Origin of the sequence: Alteromonas abrolhosensis (assembly GCF_001953635.1) — a bacterium.
Taxonomy (GTDB): domain Bacteria; phylum Pseudomonadota; class Gammaproteobacteria; order Enterobacterales; family Alteromonadaceae; genus Alteromonas; species Alteromonas abrolhosensis.
In genome coordinates this window covers 64,166-85,569 of record NZ_MEJH01000010.1, presented here as the reverse complement: position 1 = coordinate 85,569, position 21,404 = coordinate 64,166, and the positions used below count along the sequence as shown (strand labels likewise).

Sequence of the window (21,404 nt, the reverse complement as noted above, 5' to 3'; positions counted from 1 at the left end):
CAATGGCAAAAACGCTTAGTTTCTTAGATAAGTCATTTTGGATAACAGAGTCAGATGAAAATCCGAAACACGTAGCTTGCTTACAACTTCTTGCCATTCCAAAAGGGGCAAAGAGCACTGAATATGTTCCCCAGTTATTTCAAGAAATAAGAAGCTTTGCCCGCGCTACATCGCCATTTAGCTGTGCAGTAAAAACAGTGTTGGGTTATCCGGTTGGGTTTGTGCCAGTAAAGAAGCTCAACATGGATTATCACGTTCAAATTCATCGTGTGGCTGATGTCACTAACCGCGAGGCGTTAGACGGGTTTGTAGCACGATTACACGCTTCTCGGTTAGATCCTGATAAACCGCTATGGCAATACCACTTTATTTTTGACGATAAAAGCGAGACGTTTGCTATATATGCACGCGTTCACCATATGTATGGTGACGGGGCAACCTTGGTACGCTGGTTCCAGGCGGGCTATGTATCAAATTCTCACGAAACTAAGTTTACCCCCGTTTGGGCAGTGAAGCGGCTTCGGCATAGGCGCAGGGAGCCTGTGAGCTTTTACAAGCGCTTAGTGGGAGTAGGTTACGCACTTAAAACCGCACTCGACTTACTTATTATCTTTATCCGTATATTCATGAAAGTACTGCGTGTTAATCCGCATTACATGCCTGTGCCTTTTACCGGCACGAAAACCGTGCTGACCGGGCAAGTAAAAGCGGGCAGGGCAGTGGCGACCATGGATTTGGACTTCAAGCGGGTGAAAGCACTTGCAAGACGTACACGCTCCACGGCTAATGAGGTTTTGCTCTGCGCGTTTGATATTGGAGTGCATAAATTACTTCAGGATCATGGTCAAGTATTTAAAAAGGCGCTATTTACCAACATGCCAATTAATTTGCGCAAACCCGGAGAGAAAACCACTGGCAATAAAATTGCCATCGTACCGGTGCAGCTTGCTCACGGTGAAACTGACCCTTATCTCAGATTGCGCCAAATTGTTGTAAATCACCGTATAGTAAAACATGCGGCTCAACACGCGCGACCTGCAGCCTTCAGCGGCTACACCATTGTAATACAATCACTTGCGCTGGTATTTGAATGGTTGAGACTTTCCAGTGTGGTAAAACCTATAGCCAACATCTTAATTTCAAATGTACCTGGGCCAAAAGATACTCGCTACCTGAAAGACGCCGAACTATTGGCCTGTTATCCCATTTCTACGATGACGCCTGGCGGTGGGGTAAATATCACACTTATGACCTATGCAGGGACGGCAAATGTGGGCTTGGTGTGCTGCAATAAAAATATTGAGTCGCTACAGCCGCTAGCACGGTACGTCAAAGAAGCGTTCGACATGCTGGAAGCGAGTGTGGATGACCCTAGACTGAATATTGATGATATAGGCGAGCAGGTCGATACCATGCCCGTTTCAATTGTTTCAGACCACTAGGCATTGTGCGTAACCCCTTATTACTCGACGAGATAAAAGCGCAGAACGTTGTCCTCTACGCGAACGTTTTGTCCGAGCTTTGAAAATAGCACTTCGCGCCAATGGTCGTCGCGCATGGTATGGCTCAACGCTTCTTGCGTAATTTGCTTTTTTATAGCGTTGTGAATATGTGGGATGTGGTAGTCCAACACAGCTTGTTTGGAGCCCGATAAGTACAGCTTTAGATAGTCTGATGCTAAGTCTGATGTGCCCGCACTAAACAGAGAAAGCGCAGACTTCAATGAGCCACCAAGCAAGCTATTAACGCTTTTCGGAAAAAATTGTGTGAGTAAAAATTGGCTGTCTTTAATCAGTGCGTAATCATCATTAACTAAGGTCACACTGTCGGTGGAAAACTGGGTTAAGTAGAGGGTACTCATATTCTTGTCATAATGTGGCGAGGCCGAAGCGGTAAATACCACGTGAGCGCGGTAAATTGTGGTTGATGCCACAACAACCTTTAATGATGCAAGACACTGAAGGCCAATGCGATTGTTTTTGCTATCCAGTGTGATGTTACCTTCGAGCACGTTTACTGACCCCGTTCCAATTGGGATGTCAAACGTAAACGCGTAGGGAAAGCTATCTTTTACTAAATTTTGCAGTTCTGACTGCGTGAAATCGTCATGTGTTAGCTTACCCCACTTCACAAGCCACTGTGCGAGGTACACTTTACATTGGTCTTTAAACGATAGGTTACTGGGCAAATTTTATTCTTAGCCTAATAGCATTAGGCGGTAACACGCTGATTTCACTGTGGCACTGTTCGGTACCGATATAGCACCTAAGTTATCAGGAATATTAGATTTTTTAAATCTTACAATTTAAGTCTTTTCTTGGCGAAGTATTGTTTGGTAATCTGGTCGTACCACAACGTTTTATTAACATGTTGATAGTCTTGCCCTCAAGGAGTCGGCGAAATGAGCGAAGTACTTAGCAAATACGATTACATCATTGTTGGTGGAGGTTCTGCGGGCGCTGTGCTTGCCACACGTTTATCGGAAAACCCCGCTTTAGATATTTTGCTACTTGAAGCTGGCTCTAGAGATACTAATCCGCTTATTCACATCCCGTTTGGCTTGTCTTTGCTCAGTAGGTTTGAAGGTATTGGTTGGGGATATCATACGGCGCCGCAAAAAGAAATGTATGACCGGGAGCTATTTTGGCCTAGAGGCAAAACCTTAGGGGGAAGCAGCTCTGTTAATGCTATGTGCTATATTCGCGGGCAGAAAGAAGACTATGATCGCTGGGCTAATGAAGAGGGGGCTGAAGGTTGGTCATTTGATGACGTGTTGCCCTACTTTAAACGGTCTGAGAATTTCGAAGAAGGTGCTGACGAATTCCACGGTACAGGCGGCCCGTTAAACGTTAGTAAGCTAAGACATACCAGCGTGCTTTCAGACGCATTTGTAAACTCTGCCTCGTTTGCCGGTTATAAGCAGCTTGAAGACTTCAACCGAGACGATAGGGAAGGGCTAGGTTACTACCATGTCACGCAAGCAAATGGGCAGCGTTGTTCAACGGCGAAGGGGTATCTAAGTCAGGCTAAGCATCGCAATAATTTAACGGTACTTACACGAGTTGCGGCAGAAAAAGTGTTGCTAAAAGAAGGACGTGCTATTGGCGTTCAGGTTCGTGAAAAGGGTGCGGTGAACCGCTACTTTGCAAAATGTGAAGTTATTCTTTGTGGTGGCGCGATTAATTCCCCCCAACTGTTGATGTTATCGGGTATAGGCCCAAGAGCAGAGCTTGAAGATAAAGGTATTTTCGTTCAAAAAGAGCTGCCGGGGGTTGGTCAAAATCTACAAGATCACCTCGATGCAATAGTGCAGTACACCTGTAAGGCCAGAGAGGGCTATGCCGTTGCGTTGGGAGCATTGCCTTCCTACGTAAAAGCCACCGCAGACTATGCGTTTAAGCGCAAAGGTATTTTTTCATCTAACATAGCTGAAGCCGGTGGCTTTGTTAGCTCAAGCTTAGCTAAACATGGCCCTGACATTCAGTTCCATTTCCTACCCGCGATCCTCAACGATCATGGCAGACAGCTGGCATTTGGCTATGGTTATGGCCTGCACGTTTGCTGTCTATATCCCAAAAGCCGCGGCACTATCACACTTCAGAGCAACCATCCTGCGGATCAGGCACTTATTGACCCAAATTATTTATCTGCCCAAGAGGATCAGCAGGTCATGATTGAAGGCGTGCGCATTGCCCGTAAGCTGCTATCTGCACCAGACTTCGACAAGTTCCAAGGTAGTGAGCTGTACCCCGGAGATGATGCACAAACAGATGAAGAAATTTTAGAATTTTTACGCGAGCGTGCTGAAACCATTTATCACCCAATTGGTACGTGCAAAATGGGCAGCGATGATGATGAGATGGCGGTAGTAGACAATCAATTACGGGTTAGAGGTGTTGCAGGCCTTAGAGTCGTAGATGCCTCAGTGATGCCCAGCTTAATTGGCGGAAATACGAATGCGCCTACGGTTATGATTGCTGAGCGCGCTGCTGAATTTATTAAAGCTGCTCACGAGGGGCAGCCTGTTTCCTTGGCTAAAGTAGAATCCATCTGATAAGTCGAGCGAGAAGGTCATTCTCGCTCAAGGCCATTTTTCTTCGCTAGAAAATTATTTCGCTCTAGGCAGTTATCCGCTCTAGGCAGTTATTCCGCTCTAGGCAGTTATTCCGCTCTAGGCAGTAACTCACATTGTTAAGCGTAAGCACCTTCGAAGATTAAATGCATCGAAGGTACGCGAGTTTGCATTAGTGAAGCAACTTACGCGCGGGCTTGCATGAATAAATCAGCCGCACAATCGCACATTTCACTAATGTGGCTGTTATCGGCATAGATACCGTCAATGAGTAATCGCGCAATACCGTGAAGCGTGCCCCACGTAACCTGAGCCAAACGAAGGGCATCTTGATCATTGGGTAGAAGCCCCTTTTCTTGCCAATAGCGTGTCATGGTTACCTGAAACTGAAAGCAAGGAAATGCCACTTCTTTTAAATCGTTAGTCGCGGCTTGATTTTGCCAAATGGTGCGACCAAACATCAATTCGTACATCTCGGGGTTGTCGGCAGCGTAGCCAATATATTCATGCACGAACTCTCTAAAGCGTGCCTTGGGTGTTTTATCTTCTTGCTCGAATATACGTTTAGCTGTGGAATGCCAATCGCTGAAGCCTTTCGCCGCGATAGCGCTTAAAAGCGCACTCTTGTCTTTAAAATGATGATAAGGCGCAGTACGTGATACCCCGGCATCTTCTGCCAGTTTTCTAAGCGATAAACTATCCACGCCATATTCGGACAGACGCGCGGTAGCCGCTTCTATAAGCGCACTGCGCAAATCGCCGTGATGGTAGCTTTGTACTGCATTAGCCATAAACCCATTGTTTCCATTTTCATAATTGAGACGAATAGATAACGTTTTATCTTGACAGTGTCAACATAGCCTTTTATCTTGACGCTGTCTAGTTTGCAAATTTGTTAACAGGAACAGCCCAAGGAGACAGCGCAAACCATGAAGTACTCTACATTAGAAGTAAAACAAGAGGGCCATATTGCCCACGTAGTACTCAATCGCCCCGATGCAATGAACAGCATGATCCCTGAATTCTGGACAGAGCTGCCGGCGGCCATCCGTGAAATAGATGATGAAGGCAAAGCCCGCGTCATTGTTATTTCATCAACAGGTAAGCATTTCTCTGCCGGTATGGATTTATCTGTATTTTTGAATATGAAGGAAGATTTTAAGGGCGACCCGTCGCGCAGAGCGGAACGCATGCGACGTATGGTTATGCTGCTACAAGATAGCTTCACAGCTATAGAGCAGGCTCGTATGCCTGTTATTGGCGCAGTTCAGGGCGGCGCAATTGGCGGGGCGGTTGACCTACTTAGTGCATGCGACATGCGCTATTGCACACAAGATGCTTTTTTCACTATAAAAGAAACGCAATTGGGCATGACCGCCGATGTCGGCACTCTACAAAGACTACCAAAGCTTATTCCCATTGGTATTGTCAAAGAACTCGCCTATACAGGGCGCAACTTTGGTGCCGCAGAAGCGCAGCAACTTGGGTTTGTTAATCAGGTCTTCGACAACCACGATTCTATGCTAGACGCGGTAATGAAAATAGCACAGCAAATTGCTATGAATTCGCCGTTAGCGGTGTCAGGTACCAAAACCATGATTAATTATGCGGTAGAGCATACGGTGGCAGAAAGCTTAACTTATATGGCTACTTGGCAAGCGGGCATGTTCCAGATGGAAGATGTGTTTAAAGCCATGGAAGCCCAGAAGACCAAAACACTACCGGAATATCCGCCTCTTCATCCGGCTATTAAAAAGATGAATTCATAGGCGCTTGCATAAAAGCGCGCCTATCTTTCAGTTTCGTTCGCGCAACGCCTAATGATGGCTAAGCAACAGGTAACTTGGCGTGCGGTGCGAGAATAATGAGAGAGATTATGTAAATACATAATCTGGAAAAGCGTTCTTATAGTGAAACGCATTAAATAAAAAATTTATCAGGCATTTAAACGGCTTAAATAAGCCAATAAGACTTTCAGGAATGTATCATGAATCAGACCGTTACCGATCATCCCGTTTATCCGCATTTATTTAGGCCTTTAGACTTAGGCTTTACCACGCTTAAAAACCGAGTACTAATGGGCTCAATGCACACGGGCCTAGAAGAGCTGCCTGACGGGCACAAGCGTATGGCTGCGTTTTATGGCGAGCGTGCCAGAGGTGGAGTGGGTCTTATTGTTACAGGTGGCATTGGACCCAATGAAGAAGGCGCAACTCACCCATCAACATTTCGATTAGATACAGACGAAGCGGTTAAAAATCATAAAGAAGTGACTGATGCGGTACACATAGCAGGCGGTAAAATCTGTATGCAAATCCTGCACACAGGTCGCTATGCGTATAGCCCTAAACTTGTGGCGCCTTCCGCGGTACAAGCGCCAATCAATCCGTTTAAGCCTAAAGCACTTGATGCTGACGAGATTGAAAAGCAAATTAAAGATTTCATTACTGCTGCTACCCAAGCCCAGCGTGCGGGTTATGATGGCGTTGAAATCATGGGGTCTGAAGGCTACTTCCTAAACCAGTTTATTGCAAAACGCACTAATCACCGTGACGACGAATGGGGCGGCGAGTATGAAAACCGTATCCGCTTGCCGATTGAAGTAGTGCGCCGCGTGCGCGAGGCAGTAGGTAAGAACTTCATTATTATCTATCGCTTATCGATGCTTGACCTTGTTGAAGGTGGTTCTACTTATGACGAAGTAGTACAGCTTGGTAAAGAAATTGAGAAAGCCGGTGCCACTATCATCAACACCGGCATTGGTTGGCACGAAGCGCGTATTCCAACTATTGCCACTAAAGTGCCCCGTGCAGCTTTTACATGGGTTACCGCTAAGTTCCGAGAGGCGCTTTCAATTCCTGTTATTACGTCTAACCGTATCAACACACCTGAAGTTGCTGAAGAAGTGCTGTCTCGCGGTGACGCTGACATGGTGTCCATGGCGCGTCCATTCTTGGCCGACCCTGACTTTGTGCGCAAAGCGCAGCAAAATAAAGCCGATGAAATCAATACTTGTATTGGCTGCAACCAAGCCTGCCTCGACCACGTATTCAACGGTAAAATGACCAGCTGTTTGGTAAACCCACGTGCGTGTCACGAGCTTGAAATTAACATCAAGCCAGCAGAAACCCAAAAGCGTATAGCGGTTGTAGGCGCAGGCCCAGCAGGATTAGCAGCGGCAGTGACTTCTGCCCAGCGCGGTCACGATGTTGTCATTTACGATGCCTCTAGCGAAATTGGTGGTCAATTTAATATAGCTAAACAAATTCCGGGCAAAGAGGAGTTCTACGAAACACTGCGTTATTTCAAACGCCAGATTGAGCTTCATAAAAATATTACCCTTAAACTCAATACTTATGTTGATGCGGCGGCGTTAAACGACGAAGGGTTTGACGAAGTAATGATTGCAACTGGTATTAAACCACGCACGCCAGCGATTGAAGGTATTGAGCATGAGAAAGTGCTGACCTATATCGAAGTGTTGAAAGAGAAAAAGCCTGTTGGTAATAAAGTGGCGATTATCGGTGCTGGTGGTATTGGTTTTGATACTGCTGAATATCTGTCTCATGGCAAGGAAACGCCAAGCCAAGATATTCCTGCATTTATGAAAGAGTGGGGCATTGATATGACCTTCTCTGCGCGCGCGGGTATCGAAGGCGTTAAGCCACAGCCAGAGCCGTCTCCGAGAGAGATTTTCCTATTGCAGCGCAAGACAACCAAAGTTGGTGCAGGCTTAGGTAAAACTACAGGGTGGGCGCACCGAGTGGGTCTGCTAGCCAAAGGCGTGACCATGATCCCAGGTGTAAGTTACGATAAAATTGATGACGAAGGGTTACATATTACGGTAGATGGCAACAGCCAAGTATTGCCGGTCGATAATATCATCATCTGTGCAGGCCAAGAGCCAATGCGTGACATCGTTGAAGGCTTAAACATGCCTTATCATTTGATTGGTGGTGCCGACGAAGCATTGGAACTTGATGCTAAACGCGCCATTGACCAAGGCACAAGAGTATGCGCTGCGGTTTAACCCTCTAGCACGACTAATACCGTTAGAACCAAAAGCGCCTGATTAAGAGGCGCTTTTTTTATGCAAATGTCTAAAGAAAGCCTATTGAGAACTGTTGCAGTAACATAGACCTGTTATTATCGTTTTCTTTTATTGAGATAAACATGACACTCAGCAACACCCATGAATTAATTCAAGCAGTCACTAATTCACCAAAAGCAATCGAGTTTAACGACGTTATTGCGCTAATCGATAGTACGTTCGCATTTACGCCAACCGCTTTCACCAACGGTGAAGTTTCAAATGAAGCAAACCAAAACAACGGCTCGTGCAAGCTACTTGCGCTGGGTCAGCATTTAAACCTAAACCAAGCACAAACCCTTGCCTTGTTCGGGCGTTTTTATCGAGAAGACGTGCTAAATAACCCCGACGGAGTGGACCACGCCAATATTCGCAATTTTATGAAAACAGGTCATGAAGGCGTGGTGTTTGAAACCTTCCCTTTAGTGGAAATAAAGAAATAAGGCTGCACGCAATTTTGGCTCAAGAAGGCGAGGCCTTTTATAAGTCTCGTCTTGTGATAAATTGTGTTAATTCCGCTCTGTCAAAACCAGCTCGCTGGATTGGGGCATGATCGCGAAGTCAAACTGGCCTAAGACATTCATTCCTAATAAACCGTCAGCATCGGGTAGGGCGTCTTCGGGTAGCACGATGGCAGAAACATCATTGAACTCGTAGCCTGCAAAGTAAAAGCGCGGTATTTGTACTAACGGCGCTTCTATGGTTCCGGACGCCGTTCTAACATTAAAGTTACCAATAAAAGTGAGATTTCGCATGCGGCCTAAACGCGCAAAAAGCCGCGATGATATTGCGGTGGTACTGGCACCCGTATCTAAAATCATGGTGGCTTTTTGGTTAAGTGCCGTCGCTTCAAGACGATATTGGTCGCCAATGCGCTCCAAGGCTACACGGGTTTGATAACGAGCGTCCTCACCGTTTACTGGCGCTGGTTCACTGTTTTTTGGCATAGCACCTGCACTGGCAATATCTCGCATTTCATAGGCTTTATCGCGAATGATACTGGCGTCTCTATCGTTTAACGGCAAAGCGGCGAGTACATCTTCCATGAGCGTAAGTTTTTGCTGGTATGCGTATGCTTCCGCTAAATTAAGGGTATAGTGCTTAGCGTCGGGTATGCGCTGATACAGTGGCTCATTTAACCTAGCAACCAGTTCCCATTGTTCGTCTTGACTAAGCTGTGTTTGCGCCTGCTGATAAAGAGAGGAAATTCTCGTCTCAATAAAGGTAAGCGTTTCGTGTGAAAGAGGCAATTCGGCTAAATCATAATAGTGCACAATAGCTGTGGGCAGAGGCTTCGTCATCTCAATTAACTCACCTTCAAGTAACAACAGCGATTCATTGAGCGGGTCATTTTTTAAATAGTTTGCTAGTTCTGCGGCGAGCAGCGCATATTCACCGTTATTGAGTAGGCGAGTCAGCGCGGCTACATCGTTTTTGTTAGCTTTAGGTGAAGAAGAACGCCGCTTATTATTTTCGCTTGGCGATATGCCGGCAACGCTCAAATCCGAAGAGGAGTTGGAAACAGTTTTTTTGTCGAAAGGGCTGACTTCACCTTCTAACCGTTTCTCATCGTTTAAGCGCTGCTCGTAGTGGGCTTCTAGCTCATAAGCTTCATCATTGTGCTCTTTTAAGCTGAGCCATAAGAAAGCATTCATGCCTAAGGACACAAGCAAAATGAGGGTGAGCACTGCCGCCAACCATGTTTTCATTGTGCGATGCACGCCTCGCCATATATATCTACGAACTGCTTTGGCATCCGTTTGGGGGCGCCAGTATCTAGGCTCACGCACACGAATGTTGTCTCAGCATCGAATACGGTCTTGTTTCGCTTAGGACATATGAATTGAAATTGGCGCTTTAATGTCAGCTTGCTATCACAATGCACTATCCAGGTAGCACACGATAAAGTGTCTCCAAGATGGGTAGGGAGATGATAGTTGAGTTCGTGACGTTTAATCACCATACCTCGGTTTAGCGCTTGATAGTCGGCAAATTGTAAGCCGAGCGCGTTCGAGTGCGCCCATGCCAAGCTTTCCAACTGTGAGAGGTATGCCACATTGTTCACGTGTTGATAGTGATCAATGTGCGTTTCATCAATGTGCCACTGCTGCACATAAGGATTGTCTAACATCCAATTAAGCGTTGGGTTGCTCAAACCTTTTCCTTTTTCTGTGTTTAAAAAATTGATTTTGCGCGTTATACAACAGGTAATGGATTTTCTTCAGGTAACGATAAGTCGTCACTTAACAATGTCTGCATTATCGATTTTTCTCTTACCAATACGGGTTGAATGAAGCTTTGCACATCACCTAGCGCTTTAAAGGCGTTAAACCCTCGCTCCAAAAACTCATGTAGTGCGAGTAAGCCAGCCAATTTGGCAGGGCGGCGCGATAGCGATATCAACATACCTATACCACGAATTCTTATAACGTCGGCAAGTTGATCGCCCAAATGTGAAATTATGTCGATTTGGTGCTTTCTATCTTCAATTCTGCCTACATTGCGATAAGCCAGGGCGTAGTTGTCTCGGTTAATTGGTACTCCGGGAAAATGAGCTTGGAGATACTGCGCCATCGCCATATCTAAATCGAACGATAACGCATTTAACGACAGCGCATCATCCATGGCGTTCATGGCTTTATCGGGCAATACTTTTGCGAGTTTTGGGATAACTCGAACTAAATCTGCGTCACGCTGGCTAAAATCTTTGGGGCCGTACAATTCATCTACAAAAAAAGCCATGGCTTTTTGATAACGTTTTTGCTGTGCTAAATCATCGTGCGTGGCAAGTAAGCGTTCGCATTGCCAATGCTGCAACTGATGAATAATAGGCATTAAACCCGACTGATTAGCTAAATCACGAAGGGCATTTACTCGATGAATATGTTTAATTATCTCTTGCGACAAGTGACAAACTCCCTGTTGAGTCGGTGGGACTCATTCGCTGTTGTAAACCTAGATTGACCTAACCAAGCGCGCCTTTCAAGTGAGAAGACAAAGTTTTGCTGGTATACTCTATCGCCATTATTTTAGCTCGCACGTGTAGATGTTATCAGACGTAATGAACACCGTAAGTAGTCACGCTCCTGTTGAACGTAAAGAACCTAATCCCACTGAAATTGAAGGCCTAAAAGGTGAAGGTTTTGCCATGTATGGTAATACCTCTTCAACCAATGCTGGCGCAGATGTAGACCCTGACGTTCCCGCATTGATCGCGCTATTTAATTCAACGTTCAAGGACTTCAATACGCGTTTGGTTTTAGGTGATGATGAACCTATATATATTCCTGCGGGTAAAGAAACGGCCTATCATCAAATTGTGTTCGCTCATGGCTTTTTTTCAAGCGCTTTGCACGAAATTGCGCACTGGTGCATTGCGGGAGAAAAGCGTCGATTATTAGAAGATTACGGTTACTGGTACTGCCCTGACGGTCGCGATGCAACCCAACAAGCCGACTTTGAAAAAGTAGAAATTAAGCCACAGGCCATTGAGTGGGCGTTTACAGAAGCTGCAGGTAGAAAGTTTCAGGTTAGTACCGACAACTTAAATGGCGCAGAGCCTGACAGAGAGGGCTTTACCAGAAACGTAGCGGCTCAGCTTGAAAGCTTTAGAGCCCATGGTTTCCCGCCACGAGCTGAACGCTTCATAAACGCATTGTCATCTACGTTTGGCAAAAGTACGTTGTCTAATTTACCCAACAAAATAACAAATAGCAGGTCAACAGAAGCGCCCAAAAATTCGGCAAGTATCGAATCAGGTGATGGGATAGGAGTAGATACCGAATGAATCAAACTGACCTTGGTCAATCAACTTTTGAGAACGCACCCAAGTTCAAATTGGGCATTGTGGTGAATCCTTTTGCCGGTATAGGCGGCGCCCTTGCGCTTAAAGGTAGCGATGGTGCAGAAATTCGGGAAAAAGCACTGGCCATGGGAGCCGAGAAGAAAGCCAACGAAAAGATGGCAAAAGCGCTCAGTATCCTTGAAGCATTATCGGGGAAGTTTACTGTAGTGACGGCGTCGGGCGATATGGGCGAAACTGTGTGTGAATCGTTAGGTATTCCTTATGAGGTAGTCTACACCCCTGAAGCTGAACAAACAGAAGGCGAAGACTCAGAACGCGCTGCACAAGCCATGGTAGACGCTAAAGTTGACTTGTTGCTATTTGCTGGGGGAGACGGTACAGCGCGAAATATTTGTAGTGTAATTGGCACACAGGTCCCCGTGTTAGGAGTGCCCGCTGGTTGTAAAATTCATTCTGGTGTTTACTGTGTGTCGCCGTCGGCGGCAGGGCAGGTAGTAAGCCAAATGATCGCAGGCGAGCTAGTAAGTGAAATGGACGCCGAAGTACGTGATATTGACGAAAATGCATTTCGCGAAGGCAAAGTTATTGCGAAGCATTACGGTGAAATGCGAGTACCAGCAGAATTAACTTACGTTCAGGCAGTAAAAATGGGTGGCAAAGAAGACGAGGCCTTAGTGCTTGATGACATTGCCGCATACATTAGTGAAATTATGGACGATGAACCTGACACTTATTTTGTTATGGGGTCGGGCTCAACGGTTGGCGCGGTGATGGATTATCTTGGCTTAGACAACACCTTGTTAGGTGTTGATGTGGTTAAGCAAGGTGAACTAATCGCAAGTGACGTGACGGCAACTGAACTGATTGCATTGACCCACAGCAAACCAACGAAAGTTATTTTGACGGTTATTGGTGGCCAGGGACATATTTTAGGACGTGGAAATCAGCAGTTAAGCCCTGCTTTTATTCGTCAAATTGGCAAACAAAATATGATCGTAGTCGCCACTAAACAAAAACTACAGGCATTAAACGGTAAGCCGCTTCGCTTGGATTCCAGCGATGCAGCACTTGATGCTGAATTAGCGGGCGCCTTTTCGGTAATAACCGGCTACAAAGATAAAGTGCTTTGCCAAGCTATTTAGGGGCAAAGCTGAATACAAAAAGTAAATGCATTACATTTTTGCAAACCAATTTCATCTCGAATTAAGAAAAATCGGAATTTGAGAATTAAGAACTGATATTTAAAGAACAGAAAGGAGTAAGACGTGTTACCACCTGCTGCAGCACCAGAAAGTGTCGTTAAAGCTATTGCAAATATTGAAGCATCGCTTGATGACGTGGTAAATCACGGTAGTGATGATGAACTGTTTATAGCCAGCTACTTGCAAGGTCACTTTGCCGTAGAGGCTCGCCAGTTAGAAATGCGAGAAGATGCTACCGTTACGATGCTAAATGACAAAATGCTTGAAAGCCTGAATAGCGCATTTGCCAACAACGAATTAGAAAGTGAAGATGCTAAACAAGTAAAAGCACTTTGGGCACGGTTAGTCGCAATATAGTTGCGACTTTCTTCTCTACTTTTCCGCTGGAAATATTCCTTCGTTCGTCGTTTTTCTCTCTTTTACAATCCGTTACAGTTTTCTGCATCATAATCCTTTATAAACTGCCAGATTGATTTATGTTTAGTAGTGGCTACAAGCCGCTTTGTGGTGCCTGGCACTTTTGGGTGTTCAGCACAGATAATGATCTATGCGGATTGGTATAACAAGATTAAGGATGACGACATGACTGTACTTAAGCATCTCACCAAGCGCTTAAAAGTAAGCGTAGGTGTGCTGGCAGTAAGTAGTACGCTGGTAAGCTCAGCGTTTGCTAAAAACGACATAAATATTGATTACGAAAAGTTCACTACCGATAATGGGTTAACCGTAATTGTTCACGAAGACCGCAAAGCCCCCGTAGTTGCAGTGGCGGTTTGGTATAAAGTAGGTTCGAAGGATGAGCCAGACGGTAAATCAGGTTTTGCGCACCTATTTGAACACTTAATGTTTAACGGCACGGAAAACTATGATGATGAGTGGTTCGGGCCGCTTCAAGAAGCTGGGGCTACAGGTTTAAACGGTACCACAAACTTTGACCGAACAAACTATTTCCAAACCGTTCCGACGCCTGCTCTTGACCGTATTCTGTGGATGGAATCAGACCGTATGGGGCATTTATTAGGTGCGGTTACACAAGAGAAATTAGATGAACAGCGTGGTGTTGTTCAAAATGAGAAACGCCAAGGCGAAGATCAGCCTTACGGAAGCGTATTTACCCACATTTTTGAAGGTCTATTTCCAGATGAACATCCCTATCACCATACGGTGATTGGCTCAATGGAAGACCTCAACTCAGCGTCACTAGACGATGTAAAAGGTTGGTTCAATCAATATTATGGCCCGAATAACGCAATATTAGTTTTGAGCGGCGACATTAACGCAGAAGAAGCCAAGCCTTTGGTTAATAAATACTTTGGCGATATTGAACCGGGTCCTGCTTTGTCAAAGTGGGAAGCCTGGGTGCCAAAGCGTAGCGCAAACACCCGCGAAGTAATTCAAGACAAAGTACCACAATCGCGCATTTACCGTCTTTGGGTTTCACCGGAAAATACCTCTTCAACCGCAACAGACTTGTTCATTGCCGCCAGTGTTATGGGCGATGGCAAGAATTCTCGTTTATACAAAGAATTGGTCTATGACCAACAGATCGCCACCAATGCCTCGGTATTTAACTACGAGCTACAAATGGCGTCCATTTTTGGTGTAACCGTTGACGTAAAAGATGGCGTTGACGTTGCTAAAGTGGAAAAAGAAATAGATAAAGTAATTAGCGAGTTTTTGCGTGAAGGTCCAAGCAAAGACGAAGTTAAATTGGTATCGACTAAGCGACGCGCTTCAATAATTCGCGGACTTGAAGAGGTTGGTGGCTTTGGCGGAAAAGCGGATACGCTGGCCAGCGGCGAATTTATTGCGGGTGACCCTAACTACTTCAAAACAGAATTAGAGGAGCTGGGGCAGAGTACACCTAAAGCGGTAAAAGCCGCTGCGAATAAGTGGTTAAAAGAAGGGTGGCATCAAATTACGGTTGTGCCGTTTATCGAACATACCGCTTCTGCAGAAGGCGTTGATCGCAGCTCTGGCTTGCCATCAATTGACGCCGAGACTCAATTGAGCTTCCCTGAAGTTACAGAAACTACGCTCTCTAACGGCGTAAAGGTGGTATTTGCAAAACGCTCTACTGTGCCTTTGGTAAATGTAGCGGTGCAATTCGACGCAGGATACGCGGCCGATGCGGGGGGCAAGCTTGGACTTGCGAGTTTCACCACGCAAATGCTTGACGAAGGCGCAGGAAAATATGATGCGCTGGAACTTGCGGCAGAGCTTGAGCAACTAGGCACTGATTTAAACGCCGGCTCAAACTTAGATACAACCACTGTTAGCATGTCGATGTTAACAGAGAACATGAAGCCTTCTTTAGCGCTCTTGGGGGATATCCTAAAAACACCCACGTTTAAGGAAGAAGAGATCGAGCGCCAACGCGCACTTATCTTAAGCAACATTGCACAGCAAAAAACACGCCCTGTTAGTATTGCACTTACATTGCTTCCGCCACTCATTTATGGTGAAGGCCATGCGTATGGTATTCCATTTACCGGTACCGGAACTGAGCCGGATGTGAAGGCGATTACGCGAGATGATCTGATTAACTTCAAAGATACGTGGCTACGTCCTGACAACGCGACGATTTTTGTTGTGGGCGACACCACATTAGATGCCATAAAACCAATGCTTGAAAAAGAGTTTGGCAAATGGAAAGTTGCTGGAAGTAAAGGCACTAAGCAAATTGCTGAAGCGTCGATGCCTGAAAAAGGCCAAGCAATAATTATCGACCGTCCTGGGGCGCAGCAATCTTTAATATTGGCAGCGCATTTAGCGCCTCCAACAGGGGCTGAGAACAATATTGCAATTAAGGCCATGAACTTGACCTTGGGAGGCGCTTTTACTGCTCGCGTTAATATGAACTTACGTGAAGATAAAAGCTGGTCTTATGGTGCCTACACCTTCCTTCAAGATGCTAGAGGCCAACGTCCATTTATGGTTTATGCTCCAGTACAAACTGATAAAACAGGCCCGTCTCTACTAGAGCTTAAGAAAGAACTTAACGCTTATCTAGGTGAAAAGCCGCCAATGGCGAATGAACTCGAAAGGGCGCGACTGGATGAAGTTCGTTCTTTGCCAGGCCAGTTCGAGACAGCAAATGCTGTTCTGTATAGCTTGCTATCAAGCGAGAGATTTAACAGGCAATACAACTACCCTGAATCTTTGGTTGAGAAATATAACAGCTTGTCACTAGATGACTTGAGTAGCGCGGCGAAAGAAGTGCTGCACCCAGAGAAATTAACTTGGATAATCATCGGTGATGCCGAAAAGATTAAAGCAGAAGTTGAAGCTGCCGAGCTTGGACCGGTTAGCGTACAAAGCATGAACTCGCTATGATGGTGTGAGTTTTAAATGAATAAAGGGCCGAAATTTTTTTCGGCCCTTTTCTTTAATTGCTATTCACTGAATTCATCGAAAGCACGCAAGGCATCTGCCGCGTACATAAACGAGGGGCCCCCGCCCATATAGACAGACATTCCGCATACTTCTTCTATCTCTTCTCGCGTCGCACCTAACTGAACCAACGCTTTTGCATGAAAGCCTATACATCCATCACATCGCGTCGCGATACCAATAGCAAGTGCAATGAGTTCTTTCGTTTTTTTATCTAATGCACCGTCTGCTGTTGCCGCTTTTGCCATATCAGAGAAACCCTTCATAACATCTGGGACCCCTTTTTTAACTTCAGCTAGGTACGGATTTAAGCTTTCAGTAATTTGTTTGTATGATTTGGTCATCGAACGCTCCTATTAAAATTTAATTGGCTCATCAATTGCTGGAATATTTTGTAAGCTAATAAATGAATGGATATATCCTGCCTCGAGTTAATCATAGAGGATAATGCTTAAGACAATATGATGCAGGTCAAAAAGTCACCTCTTTTATGTGACAAATGCGTCTTTTGTAGAATAGATTGCAATAGCAAGATGTTTTAAGGTGAACAAAGTTTAATTTATCGTCTCGATTCTTACTTTGAAGAATATCACCTCTGCGAACATATCATGCCTCGTACTTTCTCCAGTACGCGTGTTTGCAATTGCTTTTCTTTGTCTTTTTTACACTTCTTTTTCTTGGGCAACAGGCTCAGATAAGCTTATGAATGAATATTCGGTGGAGCTATTAACCGCTGATGACGGCTTTGTTTCCTCAGAAATTTATTCCATTATTCAAGACCGCCAAGGGTTTTTATGGTTTGGTACTGCTGAAAATGGCGTAATGCGCTACGACGGTCGGAAAGTCACACTGTTTGAATCTGATAGTGAACATGGTCAGGGGCTTTCTCATAATGACGCCGGTAACCTGATGCTGGACGCAGAAGGGAATATTTGGGTGGGTACTTGGGGCGGCGGCGTAAACAAGTATGACCCTCGAACCGGCATCTATTCACACTACTTAAATGATCCGAATGACTCACGCTCGCTTTCTTCAAACCGCATTCAATCGCTCTTTCACGATAAAACAGGCCAAATTTGGTTGGGCTCATATGATCAAGGTTTGAATCGATGGTTAGGCAATGGGCAGTTCGAGAGAGTTCAAAAAAAGCCAGGTGTTGAAAACAGTCTGTCTCATAACCGTATATGGGACATTATTGATAACAACGACAATAGCTTATGGGTAGCCACCAGCTTCGGGTTGAACCTGCTGGACAAGCGCACCTACACAGCTAAGCACTTCTTTCCAGACCCGAATAACCACACTGCCACCGGCGCTAATGAAATACGTAGTTTGCTGCGCACATCCTCTAGCCAGTTTTATGTGGCAACGCAAGATGGACCTTTTCTTTTCTTTCCAAGTTCTGGTGTGTTCTTACCCCAAACTACACGAGCAGGCGAGGCGCTAGGCCAGGTCAACTCGATGATAGAGGACAGTGAGGGCTATGTATGGTTTGTGACAACAAGGGGATTATACAGACACACAGGTGACGGAAACTATGTAGAAAAAATGGATTTCGGGTATGACAACGGGCTACGAATCATTTTCGAAGACCATACTAACACCAAGTGGATTACCAGTGAGGTGCACGGCATATTTAAACTTGCACCTCGTCGTAAAATGAAACAAATCAATAGCGACTCGTTAACGGCACCAAACGGAATTGAGCTTGATACCGACGGCAATCTAATAATAGTAACGGCGAATGCCGAAATTTATACATGGAAAGTAAAAGAACAATCACTTCGAAGGGAGTTTGGGTCGGTTTTTACAGGGGATGATGATTATAAAGACAGAGGTGTTATAGAACGACCCATTATCGTTCCGGACAAACAAGGTGTTTTATGGGTTGCACAAGACAACTTTATAGCGCGAGTGGATAGAAAAAGTGGGGATGTTACGCCTTTAGTATTCCCTAAAGAAGATAGTAACTATCGACAGTTTGGTGAGTTCAGGGCCTTGGCGTTGGATGGTAAAGGGAATGTTTGGATAGGCACCTACAAACACGGAGTATATGTTTACGATAGAGAGACTGGCGACTTCACGCATCTCTCAACAAGCGACGGTTTATCTCACCCAGAAATACACGCCATTTTTAAAGACTCTAAAGGAAACATGTGGGTTGGTACGGGGAGTGGCGTTAATTTATGGTCAAGTGAAAATAGAAGCTTTGTTCAATTTGAATCTGATACACACCAAAAAGCGGGGTTGTTAGGGAGCATTGTTGAAGATATCCATGAAACAAGTGAAGGCCAGATTTGGGTGGCCACACAAAGGGGACTTAACCTTTACCAGCCTGAAACAAAAACCTTTGATTGGTTCGATGAACGAAAGGGACTGCCAGCAACGTTAGTCAGGGCAATTGCAGATGGCGATGGTGGTCAGTTATGGCTTACCACCAACAAGGGAATTTTTCTTTTTGATCCAGCCACCCAAAGTGCCGTCAATTACAATAGCAGTGCAGGCTCAGTAGGGAAGAACTTCTATTCAAATAGTTTATTACGAGCGTCACAGAACACCTTTTTTACCAGCAGTCAGCGCGGTATTGAGTACTTTAAATATTTGGAGGGGCAGGCTGATTTTGTTGACTCCAAAGTGGTATTAACGGGCTTTAATAAAATGGGCGAAGCCGTGCGCCTAGACAAACCGCTGTCCTATATCACAGACCTTTACCTCTCTTACGAAGACTATTTCTTCTCTTTAGATTTCGCTCTCTTAGACTTTTCAGATCCCAAACGTTCTCATTTTGCCTACAAATTGGAAGGGTATGATGAGCAATGGATTGATATAGGAAATCACAGCAATGTGTCGTTTACTAACTTAAACGGCGGTACTTACCGTTTACTCGTTAAGGCGATGAAGCCCAATGGTGAATGGGGCAGTGAGGTGATGTCTGTTAACTTACATGTAGCTGCCGCCCCTTGGAAAACATGGTGGGCATATAGTATTTACACTGCTTTTTTAGTTGGCATTGTTTTTCTGGTTATTTATTTAAGAACGCACTTGCAACAAACAGAAATTACTAAGCAAAAGCGCTTTGTACAGGCGCTTGAACAGCAGGTGTCAGAAAAGACAGCGTCGCTAAAAGCACAGGCAAGTGATTTGAAACAAGCCTTGGAGCAAGCTGAAGAGGCAACCAAGCTAAAATCTGAATTTCTAGCTAACATGAGTCATGAAATTAGAACGCCCATGAACGGCGTTATAGGAATGCTCGGTTTGTTGAAAAAGAGTAACTTAACAACAGAGCAAAATCAGCGTGTGAATATCGCAAGTTCAAGCGCTAATTCCCTGTTGGTTCTCATCAATGATATTTTAGATTTTTCAAAAATTGAAGCCGATAAACTAGAGCTAGAGTCTGTTGACTTTGACGTTAGGGGATTGATTGAAAGTATAGCTCAGTCGGTAGCGCACTTGGCACAGGAGAAAGGTCTGGAAGTAGTTGTAGATGTGTCGAAAATTAGTGAATCTAAAATCAATTCAGACCCCAGTCGAATTCAACAAATTCTGACGAACTTATTGAGTAATGCCGTTAAGTTTACCGAAAAAGGAGAGCTTTCCGTTACCGCAGAGCTGCTGCCCAGTGACAGCAAGAATTCCGCACTATTGCATATTTCTGTAGCAGATACAGGCATTGGTATTCCCGCTTCTAAACTTCCGCATTTATTTGATGCATTTACTCAGGTCGACGCGTCCACCACTAGGCGTTACGGTGGTACAGGGCTTGGGCTGAGCATTACTAAAAAGCTTTGCCAATTATTAGGCGGTGATATAAGTGTTACCACAGAGCTCGGCAACGGGAGCCGCTTTGACGTGACATGTGAAGTTGGCTACGCTGCACAGCAGGAGTCAGTGTCTCCTAAGCTCATCAAAAAAAACATGTGCTGCTTAATTGTCGAGCAAAATGCTTCAACAAGGCGAGCGATGCACAATCAGCTGAGCCTTTGGGGTGTGCTAACTCTGGTCGCGTCTTCCACGAAAGAGGCTGCTGATCTTTACCTAAATCAAGAAGCGAGCGGTCAAAATACATCAGCAATTCCCATAGATATTGTATTTTTGGAGAAAACAGAAGAAAACCAAGTATCGGAGTATTTCTGCCAGAAGCTTGTAGATAACGAAAAAACTAAGCAGGCTCGCGTTGTAGTGATGACTCAGTTGAGCGATATGGACAGTTTCAACACATACTGTGGTCTGCATGTTGAAGAGAGCCTACCAAAACCGCTGACAACATCAGATTTGATTCGAATTTTAGAAAAGCGCACAGATAAATTTGTAACGCCTAGCGCAACTCATATTCAGAATAAGACCAACCCCCACGCTGAACTAGCAATGCAGCACATTGAAGCAAAACCCTCTCAAGCAGAAGAAACAAATCCTGCTAGCTCGCTCGGTAAAAAACGAGTGCTACTAGTAGAAGATAACGTAATTAATCAAATGGTTGCGACCAATGTTATTGAAAGCGGAGGTTATGAAGTTGATGTCGCTAACAACGGCGTAGAGGCCTTGGATTTGTTAAAACGGAGCAAGCATGAGCAAGCCTATAATGCCATTGTAATGGATTGTCAGATGCCTGAAATGGATGGGTTTGAAGCGACCAAGCTAATTCGCTATGGTGCCGCTGGTGAGAATTACAAAACCATTCCTATCATAGCAATGACGGCTAATGCGATGCAGGGTGACAAAGATATGTGTATGGAAGCAGGCATGGACGACTTTCTTACCAAACCAATAGAGCACGACAAAGTAACTTCAACCTTACAGAAGTGGACCAACAAATTAAACTAGCCTCTCGCCATCGGGAAAGAA

16 protein-coding genes are annotated in these 21,404 nt (G+C 45.0%); 10 read left to right on the top strand and 6 right to left on the bottom strand.

Going from position 1 to position 21,404, the window contains the following annotated elements; all coding sequences use genetic code 11:
• Positions 1-2: 2 nt before the first annotated feature.
• Complete coding sequence (locus BGK61_RS14910) at positions 3-1,442, top strand: wax ester/triacylglycerol synthase domain-containing protein (protein ID WP_014998830.1); 1,440 nt, start codon at positions 3-5, stop codon at positions 1,440-1,442.
• A gap of 20 nt (positions 1,443-1,462) precedes the next feature.
• Here BGK61_RS14910 and BGK61_RS14905 read toward each other — a convergent pair whose 3' ends face one another.
• Positions 1,463-2,188: a DUF1439 domain-containing protein gene (locus BGK61_RS14905; RefSeq protein WP_014998829.1), complete on the bottom strand. Its 726-nt coding sequence runs from the start codon at positions 2,186-2,188 to the stop codon at positions 1,463-1,465.
• Between the two features lie 213 nt (positions 2,189-2,401).
• Between BGK61_RS14905 and BGK61_RS14900 the strand changes: the two genes are divergently transcribed.
• Positions 2,402-4,054 carry a GMC family oxidoreductase gene (locus BGK61_RS14900; RefSeq protein ID WP_014998828.1) on the top strand — a complete coding sequence of 551 codons (1,653 nt, stop codon included), beginning with the start codon at positions 2,402-2,404 and terminating at the stop codon, positions 4,052-4,054.
• A 203-nt stretch (positions 4,055-4,257) separates the two neighbouring features.
• Here BGK61_RS14900 and BGK61_RS14895 read toward each other — a convergent pair whose 3' ends face one another.
• Positions 4,258-4,863, bottom strand: a complete 606-nt coding sequence (locus BGK61_RS14895) for a TetR/AcrR family transcriptional regulator (RefSeq protein ID WP_014998827.1) — start codon at positions 4,861-4,863, stop codon at positions 4,258-4,260.
• Between the two features lie 138 nt (positions 4,864-5,001).
• Between BGK61_RS14895 and BGK61_RS14890 the strand changes: the two genes are divergently transcribed.
• The 3 genes from BGK61_RS14890 (at position 5,002) to BGK61_RS14880 (ending at position 8,605) form a co-directional block, all read left to right on the top strand.
• Positions 5,002-5,841, top strand: coding sequence for a crotonase/enoyl-CoA hydratase family protein (locus tag BGK61_RS14890; RefSeq protein WP_014998826.1), 840 nt, complete (start codon positions 5,002-5,004; stop codon positions 5,839-5,841).
• Between the two features lie 218 nt (positions 5,842-6,059).
• Positions 6,060-8,102: an NADPH-dependent 2,4-dienoyl-CoA reductase gene (locus tag BGK61_RS14885; RefSeq protein ID WP_014998825.1), complete on the top strand. Its 2,043-nt coding sequence runs from the start codon at positions 6,060-6,062 to the stop codon at positions 8,100-8,102.
• A 143-nt stretch (positions 8,103-8,245) separates the two neighbouring features.
• The gene (locus BGK61_RS14880) at positions 8,246-8,605 is read left to right on the top strand and encodes a HopJ type III effector protein (RefSeq protein WP_014998824.1); all 360 of its coding nucleotides are present in this window, start codon (positions 8,246-8,248) and stop codon (positions 8,603-8,605) included.
• A gap of 66 nt (positions 8,606-8,671) precedes the next feature.
• Here BGK61_RS14880 and BGK61_RS14875 read toward each other — a convergent pair whose 3' ends face one another.
• From BGK61_RS14875 to BGK61_RS14865, 3 genes are read right to left on the bottom strand one after another with little or no spacing between them, the layout of a single operon-like run.
• Positions 8,672-9,871 carry a retropepsin-like aspartic protease family protein gene (locus BGK61_RS14875; RefSeq protein ID WP_076012398.1) on the bottom strand — a complete coding sequence of 400 codons (1,200 nt, stop codon included), beginning with the start codon at positions 9,869-9,871 and terminating at the stop codon, positions 8,672-8,674.
• A complete protein-coding gene (locus tag BGK61_RS14870; protein WP_014998822.1) occupies positions 9,868-10,317 on the bottom strand; it encodes an acyl-CoA thioesterase in 450 nt (149 codons plus the stop codon). The genes BGK61_RS14875 and BGK61_RS14870 overlap by 4 nt, the downstream gene beginning before the upstream one ends.
• 41 nt (positions 10,318-10,358) lie before the next feature.
• A complete protein-coding gene (locus BGK61_RS14865) occupies positions 10,359-11,069 on the bottom strand; it encodes a DUF8198 family protein (RefSeq protein ID WP_014998821.1) in 711 nt (236 codons plus the stop codon).
• A gap of 139 nt (positions 11,070-11,208) precedes the next feature.
• On the opposite strand from BGK61_RS14865, the gene BGK61_RS14860 reads away from it, so the two are divergent.
• From BGK61_RS14860 to BGK61_RS14845, 4 genes are all read left to right on the top strand, one after another.
• Positions 11,209-11,949 (top strand): elongation factor P hydroxylase, encoded by a 741-nt coding sequence (locus BGK61_RS14860; RefSeq protein WP_014998820.1) that lies wholly within the window; start codon positions 11,209-11,211, stop codon positions 11,947-11,949.
• Complete coding sequence (locus BGK61_RS14855; protein ID WP_076012397.1) at positions 11,946-13,109, top strand: ATP-NAD kinase family protein; 1,164 nt, start codon at positions 11,946-11,948, stop codon at positions 13,107-13,109. Before BGK61_RS14860 ends, BGK61_RS14855 begins: the two co-directional genes overlap by 4 nt.
• Before the next feature lie 123 nt (positions 13,110-13,232).
• Complete coding sequence (locus BGK61_RS14850; RefSeq protein ID WP_014998818.1) at positions 13,233-13,526, top strand: YfcL family protein; 294 nt, start codon at positions 13,233-13,235, stop codon at positions 13,524-13,526.
• A gap of 225 nt (positions 13,527-13,751) precedes the next feature.
• Positions 13,752-16,505, top strand: a complete 2,754-nt coding sequence (locus BGK61_RS14845; protein WP_076026104.1) for a M16 family metallopeptidase — start codon at positions 13,752-13,754, stop codon at positions 16,503-16,505.
• A gap of 59 nt (positions 16,506-16,564) precedes the next feature.
• Here BGK61_RS14845 and BGK61_RS14840 read toward each other — a convergent pair whose 3' ends face one another.
• Positions 16,565-16,906 carry a carboxymuconolactone decarboxylase family protein gene (locus tag BGK61_RS14840; protein ID WP_014998816.1) on the bottom strand — a complete coding sequence of 114 codons (342 nt, stop codon included), beginning with the start codon at positions 16,904-16,906 and terminating at the stop codon, positions 16,565-16,567.
• A gap of 358 nt (positions 16,907-17,264) precedes the next feature.
• Here BGK61_RS14840 and BGK61_RS14835 point away from each other — a divergent pair, with 358 nt between their 5' ends.
• Positions 17,265-21,383, top strand: coding sequence for a hybrid sensor histidine kinase/response regulator (locus tag BGK61_RS14835; RefSeq protein WP_076012418.1), 4,119 nt, complete (start codon positions 17,265-17,267; stop codon positions 21,381-21,383).
• The last annotated feature ends 21 nt before the right edge of the window (positions 21,384-21,404 follow it).